The organism is Maridesulfovibrio sp. FT414 (assembly GCF_050916235.1).
Lineage (GTDB): Bacteria > Desulfobacterota > Desulfovibrionia > Desulfovibrionales > Desulfovibrionaceae > Maridesulfovibrio.
Window position 1 is genome coordinate 3,607,342 of the sequence record NZ_CP104854.1, and the last position, 19,503, is coordinate 3,626,844.

General features: G+C 52.6%; 19 protein-coding genes. 15 read left to right on the forward strand and 4 right to left on the reverse strand.

The window, feature by feature from the left end:
• Positions 1-220 precede the first annotated feature (220 nt).
• Together N7E73_RS15990 and N7E73_RS15995 are read left to right on the forward strand one after the other, a co-directional pair.
• The gene (locus tag N7E73_RS15990; protein ID WP_432735912.1) at positions 221-1,186 is read left to right on the forward strand and encodes an MDR/zinc-dependent alcohol dehydrogenase-like family protein; all 966 of its coding nucleotides are present in this window, start codon (positions 221-223) and stop codon (positions 1,184-1,186) included.
• A gap of 191 nt (positions 1,187-1,377) precedes the next feature.
• Positions 1,378-2,394: a FecR domain-containing protein gene (locus N7E73_RS15995; RefSeq protein ID WP_432735913.1), complete on the forward strand. Its 1,017-nt coding sequence runs from the start codon at positions 1,378-1,380 to the stop codon at positions 2,392-2,394.
• A 129-nt stretch (positions 2,395-2,523) separates the two neighbouring features.
• Here the strand turns inward: N7E73_RS15995 and N7E73_RS16000 are convergent, their stop codons facing one another.
• The 3 genes from N7E73_RS16000 to N7E73_RS16010 all read right to left on the reverse strand — a co-directional run bounded on the left by N7E73_RS16000 (position 2,524) and on the right by N7E73_RS16010 (position 4,694).
• Entirely contained in the window at positions 2,524-2,841 is a 318-nt protein-coding gene (locus N7E73_RS16000; RefSeq protein WP_432735914.1) for a VPLPA-CTERM sorting domain-containing protein, read from the reverse strand.
• A 307-nt stretch (positions 2,842-3,148) separates the two neighbouring features.
• Positions 3,149-3,781, reverse strand: a complete 633-nt coding sequence (locus tag N7E73_RS16005; RefSeq protein ID WP_432735915.1) for a CatB-related O-acetyltransferase — start codon at positions 3,779-3,781, stop codon at positions 3,149-3,151.
• A gap of 25 nt (positions 3,782-3,806) precedes the next feature.
• Positions 3,807-4,694 carry a LysR family transcriptional regulator gene (locus tag N7E73_RS16010; RefSeq protein WP_432735916.1) on the reverse strand — a complete coding sequence of 296 codons (888 nt, stop codon included), beginning with the start codon at positions 4,692-4,694 and terminating at the stop codon, positions 3,807-3,809.
• A gap of 141 nt (positions 4,695-4,835) precedes the next feature.
• Between N7E73_RS16010 and N7E73_RS16015 the strand changes: the two genes are divergently transcribed.
• The 9 genes from N7E73_RS16015 to N7E73_RS16055 all read left to right on the forward strand — a co-directional run bounded on the left by N7E73_RS16015 (position 4,836) and on the right by N7E73_RS16055 (position 14,505).
• Entirely contained in the window at positions 4,836-5,441 is a 606-nt protein-coding gene (locus N7E73_RS16015) for a LysE family translocator (protein WP_432735917.1), read from the forward strand.
• Between the two features lie 412 nt (positions 5,442-5,853).
• Positions 5,854-7,548, forward strand: a complete 1,695-nt coding sequence (locus tag N7E73_RS16020) for an FAD-dependent oxidoreductase (RefSeq protein WP_432735919.1) — start codon at positions 5,854-5,856, stop codon at positions 7,546-7,548.
• Positions 7,549-7,896: 348 nt separating this feature from the next.
• On the forward strand, positions 7,897-8,517 hold the full coding sequence (locus N7E73_RS16025) for a hypothetical protein (RefSeq protein WP_432735920.1): 621 nt from the start codon (positions 7,897-7,899) through the stop codon (positions 8,515-8,517).
• A complete protein-coding gene (locus N7E73_RS16030; protein ID WP_432735921.1) occupies positions 8,510-8,824 on the forward strand; it encodes a hypothetical protein in 315 nt (104 codons plus the stop codon). The genes N7E73_RS16025 and N7E73_RS16030 overlap by 8 nt, the downstream gene beginning before the upstream one ends.
• A 153-nt stretch (positions 8,825-8,977) precedes the next feature.
• Positions 8,978-9,571, forward strand: coding sequence for a hypothetical protein (locus N7E73_RS16035; protein WP_432735922.1), 594 nt, complete (start codon positions 8,978-8,980; stop codon positions 9,569-9,571).
• Between the two features lie 2 nt (positions 9,572-9,573).
• Positions 9,574-11,670, forward strand: a complete 2,097-nt coding sequence (locus N7E73_RS16040; protein ID WP_432735923.1) for a hypothetical protein — start codon at positions 9,574-9,576, stop codon at positions 11,668-11,670.
• Positions 11,667-12,164 (forward strand): hypothetical protein, encoded by a 498-nt coding sequence (locus N7E73_RS16045; RefSeq protein WP_432735925.1) that lies wholly within the window; start codon positions 11,667-11,669, stop codon positions 12,162-12,164. The genes N7E73_RS16040 and N7E73_RS16045 overlap by 4 nt, the downstream gene beginning before the upstream one ends.
• A complete protein-coding gene (locus N7E73_RS16050) occupies positions 12,165-12,995 on the forward strand; it encodes a hypothetical protein (protein ID WP_432735926.1) in 831 nt (276 codons plus the stop codon).
• A 184-nt stretch (positions 12,996-13,179) separates the two neighbouring features.
• Positions 13,180-14,505 (forward strand): hypothetical protein, encoded by a 1,326-nt coding sequence (locus N7E73_RS16055; protein ID WP_432735927.1) that lies wholly within the window; start codon positions 13,180-13,182, stop codon positions 14,503-14,505.
• Between the two features lie 18 nt (positions 14,506-14,523).
• On the opposite strand, the gene N7E73_RS16060 is transcribed toward N7E73_RS16055, so the two are convergent.
• Positions 14,524-15,686 (reverse strand): IS3 family transposase gene (locus N7E73_RS16060; protein WP_432735928.1). Its coding sequence is split into 2 segments (ribosomal slippage): positions 14,524-15,408 and positions 15,411-15,686, totalling 1,161 coding nucleotides; the frame shifts between segments, so codons are not numbered across the junction.
• Positions 15,687-16,026: 340 nt separating this feature from the next.
• Between N7E73_RS16060 and N7E73_RS16065 the strand changes: the two genes are divergently transcribed.
• The 4 genes from N7E73_RS16065 to N7E73_RS16080 all read left to right on the forward strand — a co-directional run bounded on the left by N7E73_RS16065 (position 16,027) and on the right by N7E73_RS16080 (position 19,427).
• Positions 16,027-17,211 carry an aminotransferase class I/II-fold pyridoxal phosphate-dependent enzyme gene (locus N7E73_RS16065; protein WP_432735929.1) on the forward strand — a complete coding sequence of 395 codons (1,185 nt, stop codon included), beginning with the start codon at positions 16,027-16,029 and terminating at the stop codon, positions 17,209-17,211.
• Positions 17,202-17,801, forward strand: coding sequence for a hypothetical protein (locus tag N7E73_RS16070; RefSeq protein WP_432735931.1), 600 nt, complete (start codon positions 17,202-17,204; stop codon positions 17,799-17,801). The genes N7E73_RS16065 and N7E73_RS16070 overlap by 10 nt, the downstream gene beginning before the upstream one ends.
• A gap of 90 nt (positions 17,802-17,891) precedes the next feature.
• Positions 17,892-18,644 carry a methyltransferase domain-containing protein gene (locus tag N7E73_RS16075; protein WP_432735932.1) on the forward strand — a complete coding sequence of 251 codons (753 nt, stop codon included), beginning with the start codon at positions 17,892-17,894 and terminating at the stop codon, positions 18,642-18,644.
• 102 nt (positions 18,645-18,746) lie between these two features.
• Positions 18,747-19,427: a CBS and ACT domain-containing protein gene (locus tag N7E73_RS16080; protein ID WP_432735933.1), complete on the forward strand. Its 681-nt coding sequence runs from the start codon at positions 18,747-18,749 to the stop codon at positions 19,425-19,427.
• The last annotated feature ends 76 nt before the right edge of the window (positions 19,428-19,503 follow it).

Sequence of the window (19,503 nt, forward strand, 5' to 3'; positions counted from 1 at the left end):
CTATTGATTCAATTATTCGAAAAGCCGTCCTCTTGGGCGGCTTTTTTTGTTGTATTTCATAATATTACCGCCAAGACTCTTGGCTGTAACGTAAGTTGCTGCTACATCAATAAATGATTTAACCTTGTTGTTTGGATAGTTGATGCGCTTTGCGCTTTAGACAATTTGGTTTCGCCGCCTGAGGCATCCATATCCTGACGATATAATTCAAGGAGATTCCATGCGCAGTATATATTTCAAGGACGGGCGGATAGAGCTCATAAATCGTGTCAAGCCGGTTCTTTCATCCGGAGAGGCTTTGCTCAGGGTTCTTGTTGCCGGCATATGCAATACCGACATTGAGCTTCACAGGGGCTATTACGGATTTGAGGGCACACCGGGCCATGAATTCGTGGCCGTGGTGGAGGACTGCCCGGATCAGCCGGAGCTGGTCGGGAAGCGGGTGGTGGCGGACATCAACTGCCCGGTCGGTCCGTTTCGCGGCGACCACAGGCATGCCCCGAACCGTACGGTTATCGGCATAGTGAACCATGACGGGGCATTTGCCGAATACCTCAAGGCCCCGGCCCGGAATCTGGTTGTGGTACCGGACTGCGTGGAGGACCGTGCGGCAGTTTTTGCTGAACCGCTGGCCGCAGGGCTGGAGGTAAGCCAGCAGATCCATATAACGGGCAATATGCGGGTCATGGTACTGGGCGACGGCAAGCTGGGACTGCTGACCGCGCTGGGACTCAAGCTTTACAATCCGCATGTTCTGCTGGTTGGCAAACATGCGGACAAGCTGGCTATTGCCGGTGCGCAGGGAGTTAAAACCCATTGCATCGGGCAACCTGAGGAACTGAGCACCTTGGCTGCCGGGCTGGAGAAGTTCGATCTGGTCGTGGAGGCTACCGGCAGCGAGAGCGGCATTAATTACGCGCTTGAATTTGTGCGCCCGGAAGGAACCATTGTCGCCAAGACCACTTCGCACCTGCCCAGCTCCATCAACCTTGCAAAGCTGGTGGTGGACGAAATTTCCATTGTCGGTTCCCGTTGCGGAGACATCGGGTTGGCCATGAATGTGCTGGAACAGGCGCGGGTCGATGTGAGCGGGCTGATTGAGGCCGAGTACGCCTTTGAGGATTTCAGTGCGGCTTTTGAGCGGGCCATGACCCGTGGGGCAAAAAAGGTGCTGGTGCGGATGTAGATCATCGGACCTTAAATGCGCCGCAATACCGGGGATGTGTTTTTATCTGCGGATATGCTTACACGTTTGCCGATAAAAGTGTATGGTGGCAAGACAGGCCTGAGATGAACGGGAACCGGTCCGGCCCGCATCGGTCATGTTCCGGAAGGTTGCGCACATGACCAGAGTTTTCAAACGGCGAGGATGTGCCTATGCGACGTTTTCTGCAGATTTCAATTATTCCTTTACTGCTGATCTGGACGGTTGCAGTTTCCGCGGCCAGTGCGGCTTCACTGGACAGGATTTCCGGCACTGTTGATCTGCGGCGGGTCGGGCAGGATTTCTTCCTGCAGGCCAGAATCGGTCAGGCCGTATGGCCCGGAGATATTCTGCGTACCGGGGCGGACGGCAAGGCCATACTTATCCTTGATGACGGTTCATCCCTGAGTTTCAGCGGAGAGACCGAATTCATGCTGGGCCGTGAACTGGCCGGGGAAAGCCGGAGTCTCATCGGGACACTTCTGCGCGGTGTGGCAAGGGCTGTGCTCAATAAACGGGCCGGTTCGTATATCGCCACTCCTTCCGGCTCGGTCGGCATACGCGGAACTGACATAACCATTTCCCACAGCGGAGAAACGGGATTTTATTTTCTGGATGAAGGAAATGTAGGAATCAAAGTAGAGGGTGATGCCGCTCCGCTTGATGCCGGACAGATGACGGCCAGTTATGCCGGGCGCAGGCCGCTGCCCCCGTTCCCGTTTACCAAATCCGCAGGACTGGCCGAGGCCCGCAGCAAGCTTTCGGCAATGACCTCCATTGAGATTCCGCCCTCGCTTAAAGACCATGCCCAGCTTAACGAGATTCTTGCCCGCTGGATCATCAACTACGCCCATTACCTTGCGGACGCCGGGAGACCTGAAGATGCCCAGACAGCTCTGCTTATAGCCGAAGGGTTGACCGAGGAACGGTCGGTAAAGGGCGAAATTCTGCTCCAGATCGGAGGTCTGTATTTCTACCAGCTCAGCGATGTGAAGGGAGCGTTGCGCTCATACCGGCGCATAATACGCGAGTATCACCGGACTTCCTGCTATGAGAATGCGCTCTACGGCGCAATCCGCTGCTTCCTGTTGCTGGATCAGCAGACCAAGGCTGAGGAATATGCCCGCTGGTACAAGGTCCGTTTCCCGGACGGAAAGCATATCCATGTGATTGAAAGCCTGATCCGCTAGATGCTGGTGCCGGGGGAATTCCCGGCGCATCCTGTTCGGTCGTAATCATTGTTTGAGATAAAAAGCCGCCCACGTAACCTTGAATATGGTTGCGGGGGCGGTCGTTTTGTTTGTGCTGAGCAGTAAACTTTAGGAAAACTTGCGGCGAATAAAGGCAATAACTCCCAGTCCTCCGCAGAGGAGTGCCGCAGCAGCCGGAAGTGGGGTGGGGGAGATATGCTCTCCACCGTCGGGAGTGTCGGAGGAGTGTTCGCCTCCCTGATAGGTGGGCCCGCCGGATTGGGTGTTCCATGAATTGGAGTAGGAATTGGAATTTTCCTGTCCGGTGGACGAAGATCCTTGCGTTGTTCCCGAAGAATCCTGCGATGAGGATGTATAGGCCGAAGCAAGGGCGCAGGTCGGCACAAGAATCAATATGATAATGGCTGAAAGCAGAGTTTTTTTCATCACAAATACCTCCCGTAATGAAGCACATCTTGTTAGTTATGCCGAAAATACAGGTGGAGGTGTATGGAGTCAATCGATGCACCTTGGTCTTAATAATTATTGATCCAACGCTTATTTTTCCTTTGTTTGGATAGCTGGCTGAGGCCTCGGGGTGCCACGGGGGTTTGAAAAATATCCGCGCGGAGCTGTACCGGATGCGTTCTTTTCTCCGGATTCTGAAGCAGCTGCGATGAAGTTTTGTGCGAGAGTGTGGTTTTCAAATGGCTGTTCCAGTTGCGAAGAGCTTTGAGCAGAGTGGACCGGGAGGTTATTCTGCCATTTGCAGAGCCTCCAGGGAACACGCGGTAATGGCTTTAATATTCCTTGTTACTTTTTCGGGGCTCCAATCCCACCAGGCGATATTCAGTAATTCGGCGATCGTATTTTCATCAAACCTGCGCCTGATCAACCTTGCCGGATTACCGGCAATGATGCTGTATGGAGGGAAATCCTTGGTCACTACTGATTTTGCGCCGATAACACTGCCATGACCGATGGTGACGCCGGGGAGAATTGTGGCATCGTAACCGATCCATACGTCATTACCGATGCGGGTATCCTTTATCTCCGGCGAAAGAGATTTATCTGCTATGCCCGCTTCCCATCCGGAACCGAAAATGAAGAATGGATAGGTTGAAAACGCACCAAGGGCATGGTTTCCTCCGTTCATTATGAACGTGGTCTTCCTTGCAATTGAGCAGTATTTACCGATGATGAGCCTGTCGCCGATGAAATCAAAGTGATAGAGGATATTTTCAAAAAAATTGTCAGGCCCTTGCGGATCATCATAGTAAGTATAGTCACCAATTGAAATGTTAGGATTGGTGCAGTAGTTTTTGATGTAGCAGACCTGCGGAAATCCGTTCATCGGATGTTTGGTATCTGGGTGTGGTCCATTCATAGGGGCTTGATAGTTCAATCCGTTTTCAAAAACAACCAGTGTTCCACACAGCGTTGATCAGGTCTGAGAGAATCGTTATTTTCAGCTCCATCCTGCGGCGTTTGAGGCAGAGAAGATGAAGTGCCAGCTTCCTGTCCAGTGTTCTGACCGGGATAATCCGGTATCGGCTGCCTATATCCTGAACCTTGTCCGAGGGCATTATGGACAGCCCCACGCCGTCTGAAACCAGATTCAGGATGGAAGCCTCCTGATCAACCACGATTGCCTTGACGGGCTTTTCTTCAATGCTCTCAAAAAAATCGGTAAGAACCGCATTCATAGGACAGTAGTCACTTGTCCAGACCCACGGAAAACCCGCAAGTTCCTTTGCCGACTTTCCTTCAACCCTTTCCCGCCAGGACTCCGGGGCAACAATAGTCAGTTCAATCTCCCCAAGCAGTTGGACATCCACTCCGGCATCCTGCGGTACAATATACGAAAATCCCAGATCAATTCTGCCAGTGTTCAACTTGCCGACAACATCCCAGCTCATGGCTTCCTGTACAGTCAGGGTCAGGTCAGGATATTCTCTGTTCAGCCTTGTGTAGACGTCTTTCAGGCGTAAAAGGAGAGGATCGGTATTGACCCCGAGGATGATTCCCCCGTAGGCTCCGCCACGCAACTTTTCCGCTTCGCTGTTGAACTCATTGACACCCTGCAGGATAACATCGGCTCTGGCTTTCAAGAGGTGTCCTTCCTCGGTAAGTTCCATTCCTCTGGCAGTTCTCTGAAATAGGGGGAGCCGCAGTTCCTCCTCAAGGGCTTTGACCTGTGCACTGACTGCGGGCTGGGTCAGATTCAGTCGCGACGCGGCACGGGTCATGTTTCCCTCTTCTGCAACTGCAACAAATGATACCAGCTGATATAATTCCATTCGTATTTCCACCTGAACATTTAGACAGACTAAAGGCGATAAACGTTGCTTATGAGCCGGATAAAATCGTTTGATTGGACCGGATTCACTCTTCCCCTTACTCTTTACATATCTGATCAACAATCAAAAAAAGGATAAAACATGTATACACTGATTGCCGCAATGTGCATTTTTTCACTTACAATGTCCATTACCCCCGGTCCGGTGAACATGGTCATTCTGGCTTCCGGAGCAGGCTACGGATTTCGCCGCACATTGCCGTTCGTATCAGGGGCAACGATCGGATTCATCTTATTGCTGATTGCGCTGGGGCTCGGGCTCATGCAGGTGGTTACCGCCTATCCGACCTTTTTAAAATATCTGGCAATTGCAGGCTCCTCGTTCATTGTGTACGTCGGGTACAAAATAGGTACGTCAAAACCAGATATATCAATCAAGGAAGGAAATTGTCCTACCTTCAGACAGGGCTTCCTAATGCAGTGGCTTAACCCGAAGGCATGGATAGCATGCATAGCCGGGCTTTCCATGTTCATGGATGATAAATTGCTTGAGCCGCTGTTTCTCTTTTCGGCTCTCTATTTTGTAATCTGCTACCTTTCTCTTGCCATGTGGGCAATGATGGGCAGTAAAGCAGGGGTGCTGATGAATACCCCTAAAAGAATGAAGGCATTCAACATGTCAATGGGAAGCCTTTTATGTGCCTGCGCCGGCTATCTGCTTTTCGACTTTTTCCATGCAGCAATTTAAAAGCATAATCGCACATATTTATTCAGGGACAGAAAATCTGGTCAAGATTTCTGTCCCTGATTTCCGTTCCGGCATACAACTGCCTTAGCCGTTGTGTATCGGAACAACAGCCTCTCATCTTTTCACTCATTTCTACTGCCAATGAATACTGCATCTCCCGGCGGGCAGATATCTTCGATCTGTCGGTGATGGGGTGCATTTGAATATTTACTGTATTGCCATTGGACACTTTTCGGGGACAATATTAAAGCGTGTTGATCTGGATCAATGCTGTTTTTATTTTCAGGATATAAGTTCCATTCAAGTCAAACGCCCGGTCTTGTGTTTTAAATTTAATATACCGCGATTCCAGCTTCTGTGCCGGTTGTCTTCTGAAGATGCGGTACTGCGGAAGTCAAAAAGGAGAAATCTGATGAATGCCCCCAAAATTGTAGTAATCGGCGGTTCTGCCGCCGGTCCCAAGGCTGCTGCCCGTTCCAAACGCCTCAATGCCGATGCCGAAGTGACACTGCTCCAGAAAGCCCCTGAGCTTTCCATGGCATCCTGCGGTTATCCCTATTACATCGGCGGAAATTTCGATGAACGCAATGCGCTTCTTTCCACTCCGACAGGGGTTGTGCGCAACGAAGCCTTTTTTGCCGCCGCAAAGGGCGTGACAGCCAGGGTTAATACCGAAGTTACAGCCATTGACCGCGAAAACAGGACTGTTTCATGTACCGATCTGGGCAGCGGTGAATCTTACAGCGTGGATTATGACAAGCTGGTGCTCTGCACCGGCGCTGCTCCCCGTCGTCCGCCGATTCCGGGTATTGATCTTGAGGGCATCAGTTCCCTTTCCGAAATGCGCGATGCGGATCGGCTGCGCGAACTGGTTGATTCCGGCAGGGTGAAGAATGCCGTAATCGTCGGCGGCGGACTGATCGGCATAGAGGTCTGCGAAGCGCTTGCCGGAGCCGGAATGAACGTGAATGTGGTGGAGATGCTGTCCCAACTGCTCATGTTCCTTGACTGGGAGATTGCAAGGCTTGTTGAAAAGCACGTGGCAGCCAAGGGCGTAACCGTGCATACCGATAACGGGGTATCCGAATTTCTCGGCAAGAACGGAAAGCTGACCGGCGTAAAGCTCAAAGACGGTTCCGTGATTCCCTGCGAACTGGCCGTAGTTTCCATCGGCGTGGCTCCCAATTCCGCGCTTGCCCGCGCAGCAGGTCTCGAAATCGGCGGTTTTGGCGGAATTGTCGTTGATGAGTACATGCAGACTTCCGATCCGGACATCTACGCTGCCGGGGACTGCGTTGAAATCACCCACCGCATTACCGGCAGGAAGACCTTTGCTCCTTACGGCGATCTTGCCAACCTTGAAGCAAGGGTTGCCGCCGACAACATCGCCTTTGGCAACAAACGGGCATTTCCCGGAACGGTCAACAGCGGTATCTGCAAGGTTTTCGATCTGAGTGCCGGGGCAACCGGGTTGTCCGAACAGCGGGCCAGAGCCGAAGGGTATGACGTAGTCACCGCCACAAATGCCAGCCCGGACAAGCCCGGATTCATGGGAGCAAAGCTGCTGGTTTCCAAGATGGTGGCCGATGCCGCAACCGGATGTATCCTCGGATTCCAGTGCGTAGGACCCGGCGAGGTCAACCGCCAACTGGCCGAGGCAGCCATGACCGTCATGAACGGCAACACCATTTTCGACGTAGGCGTGGCCGACCTGCCTTATGCGCCCCCGTTCTCCCTTGCCATCGACCACTTCATCACCACCGCCCATATTCTGGACAACAAGATGGAAGGACGCATGGACGGCATCAGCAATGCCGAGGTCAAGAAAATGCTCGATAACGGAAGCAGACCCTTTATCCTTGATGTGCGCTCCCCGGCTGAATTCGAGGAAATGCGCCTGAACGTCGGCGAGACCCTCATCCCCCTCGGAGCACTGCGTAATTCGCTGGACAAACTGCCGCAGGACAAGGATGCGGAAATCATCACCTTCTGCAAGATTTCCATGCGCGGCTACGAAGCCCAGCAGGTACTCAACGCCAATGGATGGAAAAATGTAAAGGTAATGGAAGGCGGCATCATGGCTTGGCCTTTCAAGGTGGAAATGTAGTTACTTTCCGGTTTTTTGATGCTCAGCCAACCCCGCCCTGCCGAATCAGGCAGGGCGGGGTTTTGGTTTTTTCAATCGGGCTGCGGGGCTATAAATTAAAACCAGCCGGAGGGGGAACTTTTCCGATCGGTGTGTCTTATCAAATGTTTTGCCGGGCGGACTCAAACCTAAAACTTCGGAAGTATAAATTTATATTTTGACTGGCTATAGTTGTTATCCTGTTATATATGTGCTGGCGTTAGGTTGTGCGGCAATTAATTCGGATGGTTATTGCCGATTTTTGGGAATGTTTCTCCGCACGCTGCTGGAGAGTTCTAATCGTTATTAAACATATTTTTCGGAGGGGGCGTGAATAATTATATCAGATTCTATACAGGACAATGGCCGGTGTGGCTTGTAATTGCGGTTATTTCATTCAGTATTTCATCTTTGTCCACGACATTGAAAATTGAGTATTTGATTGCAGCCGGGTTTGTGTCGGTATTGTCTTACTGTCCTTTGCTGTATGTTGCCGAGCCATATTCACTGCGCAGTTACTTTGGAGCTTTTTTTACTAAAAGACTTATTTATCAGTTTGCAATTGTTGTATCAGCTGTGACCCTGCTTTTCGGGGGGCTTATGATGCTTATGCAAATCGAAGAAGTTGTCTCCACATTACGAGACAGTCCGGAGATGTTTATTGTCTCATTGGTTCTGGTTCCCTATCTGCTTTTGTTTTTCGTAGTATACGACTCAAAACTTCAAAGGAGAAAAGGGCGTTTTCGGGAAGCTTTATGGCCGTTTATAATGATGTTGGTCACAGCAGCAGTCCTGTTGGCATTGGCAGAAGGGCAGGATGATTCCAATTTGTTTTTGCGGCTGATTAAGGAAGTCTGCTCGGTTCTTCTGGTGGGCAGCCTGATCTGTGGGCTCAATTCTCTGCATCTGTTCAAGCCTGAACCTTTTGAACCAGAGACTGGTGATGTTTGATTTTGACCTGACCACGCTGGCAATTATTGCTACGGGCGTGTGGCTTTACTTTTCAACAATCAAATTCAGGTGCAGCAGATGTGCAAATGAACATATCATAAACACGACCAGACAGTATGGCTGGTCATGGATAATTTTCTGTCTCGCAGGAATGGCAGACGATTTTCTGAATGGAAAAAGCTTCTCCTGGCCGATCGAGTTGTACTTAATTTTTCCGGGAATTTTTTATGCATGGTGCAGACCCGAATATTTCTGTTTTGACTGTATGAAGTTCATTCCCGTAAACAAAGAAACAATCCGTGATTAATATGTAGTTTTTTTGCTTCTGAACTGAAATTAATATTGAGAAAAGCGCAGGGCGGACCTGAGCTACCTAAAAAATGTCCGCCCCTGCGTGTATCCTGATCTTTGAATTGGGTGCGAAATCAATCGCAAACATAAAAAGATACAGGAGATATTTATGGCGGTATCAGAGGTTAAGATCTGCAACCTTGCCCTGCGTAAACTGGGGGCGAGGCTCATTGAATCATTGAGTGACAGCTCGCAGGAGGCGGTGACCTGCAACCTGTTTTATGAACAGGTCCGGGACGCGGTCCTGCGCGAACATCCGTGGAACTTTGCCGCAGCGCGGGGTCGGCTGGCACTGCTGGTCGATGCCCCGGCCTTCGGCTACGCGTTCCAGTACCAGCTTCCCGTGGATTGCCTGCACCTGCGCCAGTTGAACACACCCGATGACGAATTCGTGGTGGAAGGCGACAAAGTCCTCACCAACCGCGACGGCGCTTCAGCAATCTACACCAGGAAGGCCACCAACCCGGTGCTCTTCGATCCCTCTTTCATCATGGCCCTTTCGTCCCGTATGGCTGCGGAAATGGCCGACGACATTACCGGTTCATCTTCAAAGGCCCGCGAAATGTGGACCCTCTACCTGAATGCCATGCAGTCGGCCAGACTGGCGGATTCGACTGAAGGGCGCGAGGACGAGATCCTGAATGATCCCTGGCTGGAGGCGCGGGGCATTTACGGCCCCGATTCTCCGTTGTGGAGGGGGTAGACGTGTCTGTTTCACTTATCATGACCAATTTCAGCGCCGGGGAACTTTCGCCACGGCTGGGCGGGCGTGTTGATCTCGCAAAGTATTCCAACGGGCTGGCCCTGCTGGAAAATATGTTCACCCATCCCCACGGCGGGGCCTCGCGGCGTACCGGATTCCGTTTCATCAGCGAATCATTGGGCCGGGAGCTGGTCCCTGCGGCTAGTCTCGACGCTTCAACGGACTGGACTGCCGGCAGCGGATGGACCATTGCCGGGGGCAAGGCCTCCTCTGATGGAACTCAGGACGGGCCTTCCATCCTCAGCCGTGACATAGGACTTTCTGAAGGGAAGGTGTACGAGATCGTTTTCAGCGTCTCGGGCCGCACTGCCGGGGAGCTGACCGTTTCTGCCGGAGGCGGGGCACTCAGCGTTCCGGTTGCGGCGGACGGGTCTTATTCCTTCCGTTCCAAGTGCGGGCCGTCCGCATCCATTGAAATCACCGCCGATGCGGACTTCATCGGTGCGCTGGATTCCCTTTCCGTGCGCGAGACCGGGCCGAAGACCCGGCTGATCCCATTTGAATTTTCCACCGAACAGGCCTACGTGCTGGCCTTTACCGATAAGAATGTGCGCGTCTTCAAGAACGGCGGCATTGTGGTTGATAAAGAGGGCAGGCCAGTGGAAGTATCAACTCCCTATGCCGAATCTGACCTTGAGAAGCTGCGTTTTACCCAGTCGGCGGACGTCATGTATCTTGTGCATCCCGAGGTGCAGCCCTACAAGCTTTCCCGTTCATCGCACGTGGACTGGAAGATGGAGCTTGTTCCTTTCACCTCTGCTCCTGAGGACTGGAACAGCGAGAAGGGCTATCCTTCCTGCGTGACCTTCTTCGAGGAACGCCTCTGTTTTGCGGCCAGCCCCGGCAAGCCCCAGACCATCTGGATGAGCAAGAGCGGTTCCTATGAGGATTTCGGGGTATCATCCCCGGTGATGGATGACGATGCCTGCACCTACACGCTTTCGGCGGATCAGGTGAATGCCATCCGCTGGATGATCAGCTCCAAGAAGCTGATTATGGGCACTTCCGGCGGTGAATGGTGGCTGGCCGGGGGCAGCAGCGCGGATATGGTCACCCCGAACTCGGTAATGGTCCGCCGCGAAACCACTCACGGTTCGGCTTCCATTCCGCCGGTAGTCGTCGGCGGGATAATGATTTTCCTGCAGCGCGAGGGCCGTACCATCCGGGAACTTTCCTATTCGTTTGAGGCGGACGGCTACGTTGCCCCGGACCTGACCATCCTTGCCGAGCACCTTACCCGCACTAATTCCATTACCGAGTGGGCCTACCAGCAGTCCCCGGATTCCATCATCTGGATGGTCCGGGACGACGGCATGATGATCGGGCTGACCTATCAGCGCGAACACGAGGTGGTAGGCTTCCACCATCATTCCACCGACGGCAGGTTCCGTTCGCTCTGCTCCATTCCCGGCCCGACTCAGGAAGAGGTCTGGGCTGTGGTGGAGCGGGATGTGGAAGGAACTACCCGCACCTATGTCGAGCGCATGGAGAACCAGTTCGCAGGCGAATCATCGCGTGACGCATTCTTTGTGGATTCCGGGCTTACCTATGATCAGGAACTGGCGGACACGGTTTTCACCGGTCTTGATCATCTGGAGGGCAAGACCGTTTCCGTGCTGGCGGACGGGGCCGTGCGTCCGGATGTGGTGGTCGTCAACGGTTCCATTACCCTTGCCGCCCCGGCCAGGGTGGTCCATGCCGGGCTGCCTTTTGTCTCCAACATGCGGACCCTGCGCCTTGAGGGCGGTTCCATGACCGGCGGCACTGCTCAGGGAAGCATGAAGAGGATTGCGCATGTGACCGTGCGGCTGTTCCAGTCTCTGGGATTGCAGGTCGGTTACGACGGCGATCATCTTGAACGTGCCCCGTTCCGCACATCGGCGGACAAGGTGGGCGGTGCTCCGTCCCTGTTTACCGGGGATTATCAGGTAAAGTTCAACCGCGGCTACGACCGTGACGGGCAGATCCACATCCGGCAGGACCAGCCCCTGCCTATGACCGTGCTGGCCCTTATTCCGGAGGTATCGGTTTACTCATGAGCAGGCTGACTGGAAAATCGAAGGTTACGCTGGGCATCCCCACACTGGAGGATGTGGAGCGGGTGGCGGCCACGATCCGTCCATCTGACCGTCGGGATATGGAGGGGCTGCATCCGGGAATGTCCATCCGGGACATAATCATGCGCGATGTTGAATATTCCCGTGTGGTCTATGGGCTCTACATGGGGGGGGATATACATGCCGTGTTCGGAGTGGTTCCGCTGGCCCCCGGTAAGGGGGTGCCGTGGCTGACCGCTGCAACGGCGGTGGATCTCAATCCGCTGCCCTTTGCGCGGATTTCACGGAGAATGCTGGATATGGTCCAGAAATGTTTCCCCGTGCTCGATACCTGGGTATGTGCGGAAAACAGGGTGAGCGTGAACTGGCACCGCTGGTGCGGTTTCGAGTTCGCGGAAAACAGGGTGCTGGTCGGCCGGGATGAGTATTTCCGGGCTGTACGCAGAATAGAGATAATAAATATGGAGGATAGATAGATGGCGACAGGTATAGTTGTCGGCATGGCTGCCAGTATGGCTGTGGGAACCGTAGCCCGTGCGGCTACGGGCCAGAGGGTTACTCTCGGCACAGTAGGAATGGACGCCCTTGGCGGGGCACTGGGAGGTGCCGGAGGAATAGCCATGAGCACTGGAGGTACCATGATAGGGGGTGCCATGACGCAAACGATGAGCGGTGCTATGGGTGGGGTAATGAGCGGTGCCATGGGCGGAGTTGCCGGAGGTGGGGCCGCAGCTGCTGGTGGGGCAGGTGCTTCCGCCGGAGGTGCTGTAGCCGGCAGTGTCGGCGGTGGCGGTTCCTATCTAGGGCTTATGAGCAGTTTTGGGAAGTCCGTGCTGAGTAACAGTCAAAAGGTCGGCGATGCACAATATAATTCCCAGATGGCTGAACTGCATAACTACCGGACAGTGCAACAGGGCGTTTATGGTCAGAATGTAAGTTACAAGGAAGCCGAAATAGTTAAGCGTGAGTCTGAAATCAGGCTTGCCGCTTTAAGAAGGGAGCTTTACCGCCGCAATCATTCCGTGGGGGGGTATCGCGGGGTGCGGCTGGATTCCGGCTCCATTGTCGACGTGCAGGAGGACCTGATCAAGCAGGCCAATTATGACATGGAGATAGTGAAATATCAGGCCGATATTGATGCAGGTCGGCATATCGATCAGGGCAACATGTCTCTGTGGAACGCGGAGAGTTCCGCCACTTTGAGCCGGAATGAAATCAACAAGCAGGAACAGGATGTTTCTTCGGCAGCTGCCAATTCGATCATGAAGTCGGGCATGGACATGGCAGGTTCTCTGCTGAGTTCTTAATAGTGGAGCAGTCTTTTCCTGTTAGCAGTGCCTTGAAGATGCACCACAGGAAAAGACAGTTGAATAAAAATTCATTTTTTGCGCAGGGCGGACCTGAGTTACCTGACTCATGTCCGCCCTTTCTTGTACGTTCAAAACCAAAGGCAGGTGAATTTTAAATTTAAACTAATAAAAGGAGTTGTTTATGACCGTTGTATCCAGCGGGAACACCATAACCTTCGCCGGAGACGGTGTTCAGACTTATTTTGATTTCAATTTCCGTATTTTCAGGGAGGAAGATCTCTGCGCGGCTTTGCGTAGCAGCACAGGTGAGGAAAGAAAACTGGCACGGGACAATGATTTCAGGATCCTGTCCGGTATCGGCGACGATGCGGGGGGGCGAGTGCAGTATCCAGTTTCCGGCGCCCCGCTCCCTGCCGGGGAAACCATCACCCTGTACAGGGAAATAGCTTATTCTCAGGAACTCGAACTGGTGGATAATGATCCGTTTTCCGCTTCACTGCTGAATGAAGCCTTCGACCGCGGGGTCATGCGTGACCAGCAGCTGCAGGAGCAGGTGAACCGGGCGCTCAAGTACGACATCTCCACTCCAGCTGAAGAACAGCTTTCCCCGCAGGAATTTATGAGGGCGGTAACCGAGACCCGTAATGTCGTGTCAACGTATCTCTCCGGGGCCGAGTCCGCCCGTGATACATCGCAGGCTGCGCAGGCCGCAGCGGAAAACGCACTGTCTGGGGCACAGACTGCCAGAGTCGGAGCCGAAGCCGCACAGGTAGCAGCGGAAATCGCGCGGAACGAGGCAAAGACCATCGCGCTTGGAGACCTTGCTACCCTGCGCAGTGCAACCCCGGTGCTTTCCGGCCCTGCCGAGGCGAACGAGGGAACTACCCTAAATCTCGTGATCAGCGATTACGTGGAAGACGCATTGACCAGTTACGACATAAACGTGGCCGGTTTCGGTACTGCCGCAAGAAGCGGCAACACAATCAATTGGCTGCTTGGAAATCTGGACGTTGACGCTGTCCACTCAATAGAAGTCATACGCAGCAGGAGAGGGGAACTGTATTCTGAAACAGCACGCCATACTGTACTGGTGAAGGATGTAGCAACACAGGACGGCGCGACAATGGTTTTTGCCGATACAGTGGAAGGATACCCCGGAGCAACCATCGCCGCAGATGGAATTCAGCCCCCGGCACATACCGTAGGCGTGGACAATGTTAATCAGATTGTTTCCGCCCAGATGGAAATAGTCCAGACCAACGGAGAGTTGACTGTTCTCACCGGCACAACGTCTGGTAGTCTGGTGACAAAAGAAAAACCGGGAGCCGTGGTCGTTACTGATGTTGGGACCAGTTCTGTTGTAGGTACAACTGAGAATAATAATGAGGTAGAAACGATAAGTTCTGCTGGTATTTGGACAGGCGGGACAGCAAGCTTTACTTTCGGATCAGGGACAGTAACGAGAGAAGTGGATCTATTTAACTGGACCACTCAGCGGCGTTTTTAAGGTGGACAGTTTAACAAGTTATGCCGCCTTGCGAGTGTCCAGATGGGGTACTCCATCTGGGGCGTTGCCCTTTTGATATATCTCCATTGGCTTCTTGCCGTCAAAAGCAAAATGCGGACGATGGTTGTTGTAGAAGTCAAACCACCTTGCCAAAGATTGTCGCAACTCGCTTCCAGACAAGAATTCACGTAGATAGACGCATTCATATTTTACTGAACGCCATAAGCGTTCGATCATCACGTTATCCATCCAGCGTCCACGGCCATCCATGGAGATTTGGACTCCTGTATCTCGCAGTGTTTTAGTGAATTCGTAGCTGGTAAACTGACTCCCTTGATCAGTGTTGAAGATTTCGGGGACACCGTATCTGTTCATTGCATCCTCAAGAGCGGCGATGCAGAAATCCGCATCCATGGTGTTGGATATTCGCCAAGACAAAACAGACCGGCTATGCCAATCCATGATTGCAACAAGATACAGGAAGCCTCTTTTCATCGGAATATAGGTTATATCAGAGCACCAAACATGATTTGGTCTGGAAATTTCTAAATTACGCAGCAAGTACGGATAAATCTTGTGCTCAGGATGTTTCTGACTGGTTCTGGGCTTCTGAAAAACAGCCATTAATCCCATCCGGCGCATAAGTCTTTTTACCCGGCCTCTTCCGACTTGATGTCCTTCATCTCGAAGCATATTGCGCATCTGCCGAGTCCCAAGAAATGGATAGTCCATAAACAACTCGTCAATCCGTTTCATCAGTGACAGGTTATATTCGGATTCTCCGATGGGCTGGTAGTAATATGTTGAGCGTTGCAAACCAAGAATGTTGCACTGTCGCCGAATGCTGAGACACGGATGCCCTTTGTCGACGACTTCACGCCTTCGTTCTGTGCTCAAATTTTTACGAAGGCTTGCTGCAAAAAATCTTTTTCGACCGTCAATTGCCCGATTTTGGCGTGCAATTCCTTTATCTGTTCAGCATTATCTTGTTGGACTGTATTTTTTTTGCCGGAAAACATGTCGACAAGCCCTTCCTTGGCCTGCTTCTTCCATTTCGAAATCTGGTTGGCATGAACGCCATACTTGGTGGACAATTCGGTAAGGGTATATTCACCAGACAAAGCGTCAAGTGCTACACGGGCTTTGAACTCTGCGGAAAAGGTTCTTTTCTTCTTGGACATGAAACAGCCTCCTTGGGCTCTTATATGTCCACCTTAAAACGTGGTCCAGTTTTGTGGACCCACTTCTGGAGATTCATTGTCGGATTGAGTCTCATCGCCTGCATCAACCCGGTTTCACAGATGTCACGGGAATGATAATTCCAGAGTCGTTCCATTTACGTAACCGGATCAGAGCTAGGCTGTGTGCATGGTGAACAGGTATTTGAATGAGTTTGATGCAAAATCATGGTTGCTATTCCAAGCCATGAGTCTTATTTTCCCTTTTCCGACAACAGATAATAATTTTTCGGCAGCGTTCATTGCTGCCTTTTTAATCCAGAATCACCGGATTTATTTTTTTATGGCTCCCAAAAGCATTTACCGCCGCATTTCAGGCGAACTTACCGACCTTGAAAATTCAGACGCACTGCGCACAGTGCCGCAGGTTGAGAACGGGGCGGACAAGATCCTGCTCTTTCATAATATCCCGCTGCTCAATCTGGCCTCCAACGATTATCTTGGCCTTGCCGGTAATTCCATGCTCAAGGCAGAAGCCGTCAAGGCCGTTGAAGAATACGGATGCGGAGCAGCTGCCTCCCGGTTGGTGACCGGCAATTTCAGCCTTTACGACAAGCTGGAAAAGGAGCTTGCAGATTTCCACGGGCGCGAGGATTCCATGCTTTTCAGTTCCGGTTATGCTGCCAACCTCGCCATAATGGATGCCTTTGCCGACCGGAATTCACTCGTATTTTCAGACAAGCTCAACCATGCCAGTATTCTCGACGGCATAAGGATGTCCGGCGCAAAACAGGTCCGCTACAAACATAACGATCTGGATCATCTGGAAAAAAGGCTCGAAGCTTTCAGCGGTGTGGAATCAAAGATACTGATTACGGATACCATCTTCAGCATGGACGGGGATCTTGCCCGCATGGAACGCATTGCCGACCTCTGCGACCGGCATGACGTTATGCTGGTAGTGGACGAAGCCCATGCCGAGGGCGTTTTCGGCTCCGGGCGCGGATTCTGCCGTGAAGCAGGTGTCGCAGACCGGGTGGATCTGCACATGGGGGCTTTTTCCAAGGCGTTCGGTTCACTTGGAGGGGCTGTTTCCGGTAGTAGTGAGTTGATTTCATACCTGCGCAACAAAGGCCGTTCTTTTGTTTTTTCCACCGCGCTTCCCCCGGCTGTGATCGGGGCAAGCCTCGCGGCGCTGCTGCTGGTGCGGTCGGACCCTTCGCGTGGAGAAAAACTGCTGGCCATGAGCCGTGAGCTCAAGGGCTACCTCGAATCCCTGGGGTTCAACTGCGGAGATTCGCAGAGCCAGATCATTCCGGTTATCCTTGGAGAAAACGCACTGGCTCTCAAAGCCCAGCAACTGCTGCGTGAGCAGGGGCTGTATGTTGCCGCCATCCGGCCGCCGACCGTTCCGCCGGGTACGGCACGCTTGCGTATCTCCCTGCGTGCCGATCTTACTGATTCCGATCTTGAAATGGTCAGGAGCGCGTTCGGCCAGCTGCACAAGGAACTTTCGGCATGGAAATAACTTTTGTGGGCGGTTGGGCCAGTGATTCGGCCCAGTATCCTGTACTTGCAGGCTCGGCCCGTGTTCTGGTTCCGTTCAGCGGATTTCGTCCTGAAGAGTTACCACAGCTTATCGCAGAAAACTCCGGGGTGCTGCTCAGCTGGTCCACCGGGGCGCACATGCTGCTGAAGGATTGCCTGCATCTGTTTCCGCAATTCGATCAGGTTATCCTGATTGCACCTTTTCTGGCCTTTACCGACTCTTTTCCGGAACGGCTGGTGCGACGCATGATCGCAGGGATGGCGGTAAATCCTGCAGAAGTGGTTGCTTCCTTTTACGCCAACTGCGGAGAGGAACGTGATCTGGCGTTTGATGAATCGCTGACTCCGGCCCTTACCGAAGGCCTTGAGTACCTGATTTCATCAAGGTTTGAGCCCGAAAAAACTGTCAGCATAGACAACCTGACCCTTGTGCATGGGATTCAGGATAAAATAGTGCGCGGCAGGGCTTTTGAACGGGTGAAAGAGTTCTTTGTTCCCGGAAGGATAGTCACCCCCGATTGCGGGCATAAAATTTCAGAGCAGGTGCTGCTTGAATTGATCCGGGCTTGATTTTACCCCGCAAAATCAAATCGTCAAAAGCGCGTAGCGCATTATACTGAAACCCGGCAGGGTCGCCGAAGGCAATCATACGGATAAAAAGTGAAGAACAGAATACGCCAGTGTTTCGGCAAGGCTGCCGCAAGTTACAGTGACGCCGCATCGGTCCAGCGTGAGGTTGCGGCCCGTTGTGCCGCATTCTGTCCTGCCGGGGATTACGGCAGGGTGCTGGATATTGGTTCCGGCGTGGGCTTCCTGCACGGTGAACTTGAAAAGCGTATCGGGTTCGGTGAGTATGTTTCACTTGATCTGGTCCGGCCCATGCTGCTGGAGCAGCGTAAGGTCAGCAATGCTTTTCTGCTGGCTGCGGACGGGGAAAGCCTGCCGTTGCGCGATAATACTTTTGACCTGCTGGTGAGCTCGTCCGCCATGCAGTGGTTTGCCGATCCTGAGCGGTCCATACCTGACTGTTTTCGGGTTCTGAAACCGGGGGGCAGGTTCGCCTTCGCCATTTTCAGCCGTGGTACTCTGGGTGAGCTGGCGGATGTGAGTGAAAGAACCGGTTTTGGTTCGGTGAAGAATTTGAAGGATGATTCGTTTTACAGGGAAATTTTTTCGTCGGTTGAGGACCTTGAGGTGGAATTTTCCGGCGGGACGCATGAAATATACTTTCCTTCAGTGAAAGAATTTCTGAGGATGCACAAGATGACCGGGGCGGTCGCCTCCAGTGGGAATATTTCCTGGGGTAAGGACAAGTATCGCCGGTTTGTTGAGGAATATGAAAGATTGTACAGGGGGGAAGCGGGCATAAAGGCCACTTACAGGGTCTTTCTCGCTTATGGGGAAAAGCTGTAGCCGGTTCAGCGAAGGAGAGTCGCCCTCCGGTTGCGCAGGTTTTTCATCCGTTTTTGTCTGAATTAATTAAAGAATGAAGAGTATGAATTTCAGGAGTTTTGTATGTTAGTAGGGGATTGGATGACTGAAGAAGTGCTGACCATACTTCCGGGGGCACCTATTCTTGAGGCCATGGAGTTGATGCGCGATGCCGGTATCAGGCAGATTCCGGTGGTGGAGGCTTCCGGGCTGGTTGCCGGGATTGTCTCTGACCGCGATGTTCGCGACGCCATGCCGTCCAAGTTTCTGCCCGGTGACTCCGCTGCCGCCCAGGGGCAAGGGCTTCTTGGGCTCAAGGTCAAGGACATCATGACCCATGATCCCATCGTCGTTTCTCCGGACACCTGCATGGAAGTAGCGGCCGAGCTTCTGCTTCAGCATAAGATCGGCGGACTGCCGGTACTGGATGAGTACGGCCTTGCCGGGATCATCACCGAGGTGGACATCTACCGTTTCCTGACAACTGTTACCGGGGTAAGTAAAGGCAGCTCCCAGTTTGCCTTCATCCTTGAGGATACTGCTACTGCGCTGGAAGAACTGCTGAATGACCTTTGGGCCCGCGGAGTAAGGCTTTCCACTGTATTTACTTCCTACGAAGGTGTGGAGCCCGGACAGCGCAGGGTTTTCATCTGGGTTCAGCGCCTGGATGACGCCAAGGTTGAGCAACTGGTTATGCATCTTAAACGGACTTACGATCTGCAGTACCACGTTCACCGCGGGGAAACCTATAAGACTGAATTTTAGGAATACAGCCGCATCGTATGTCACGAAAGTACAAGGCCGCAGCATCCACCGGATGTTGCGGCCGTTTTGCTTATAT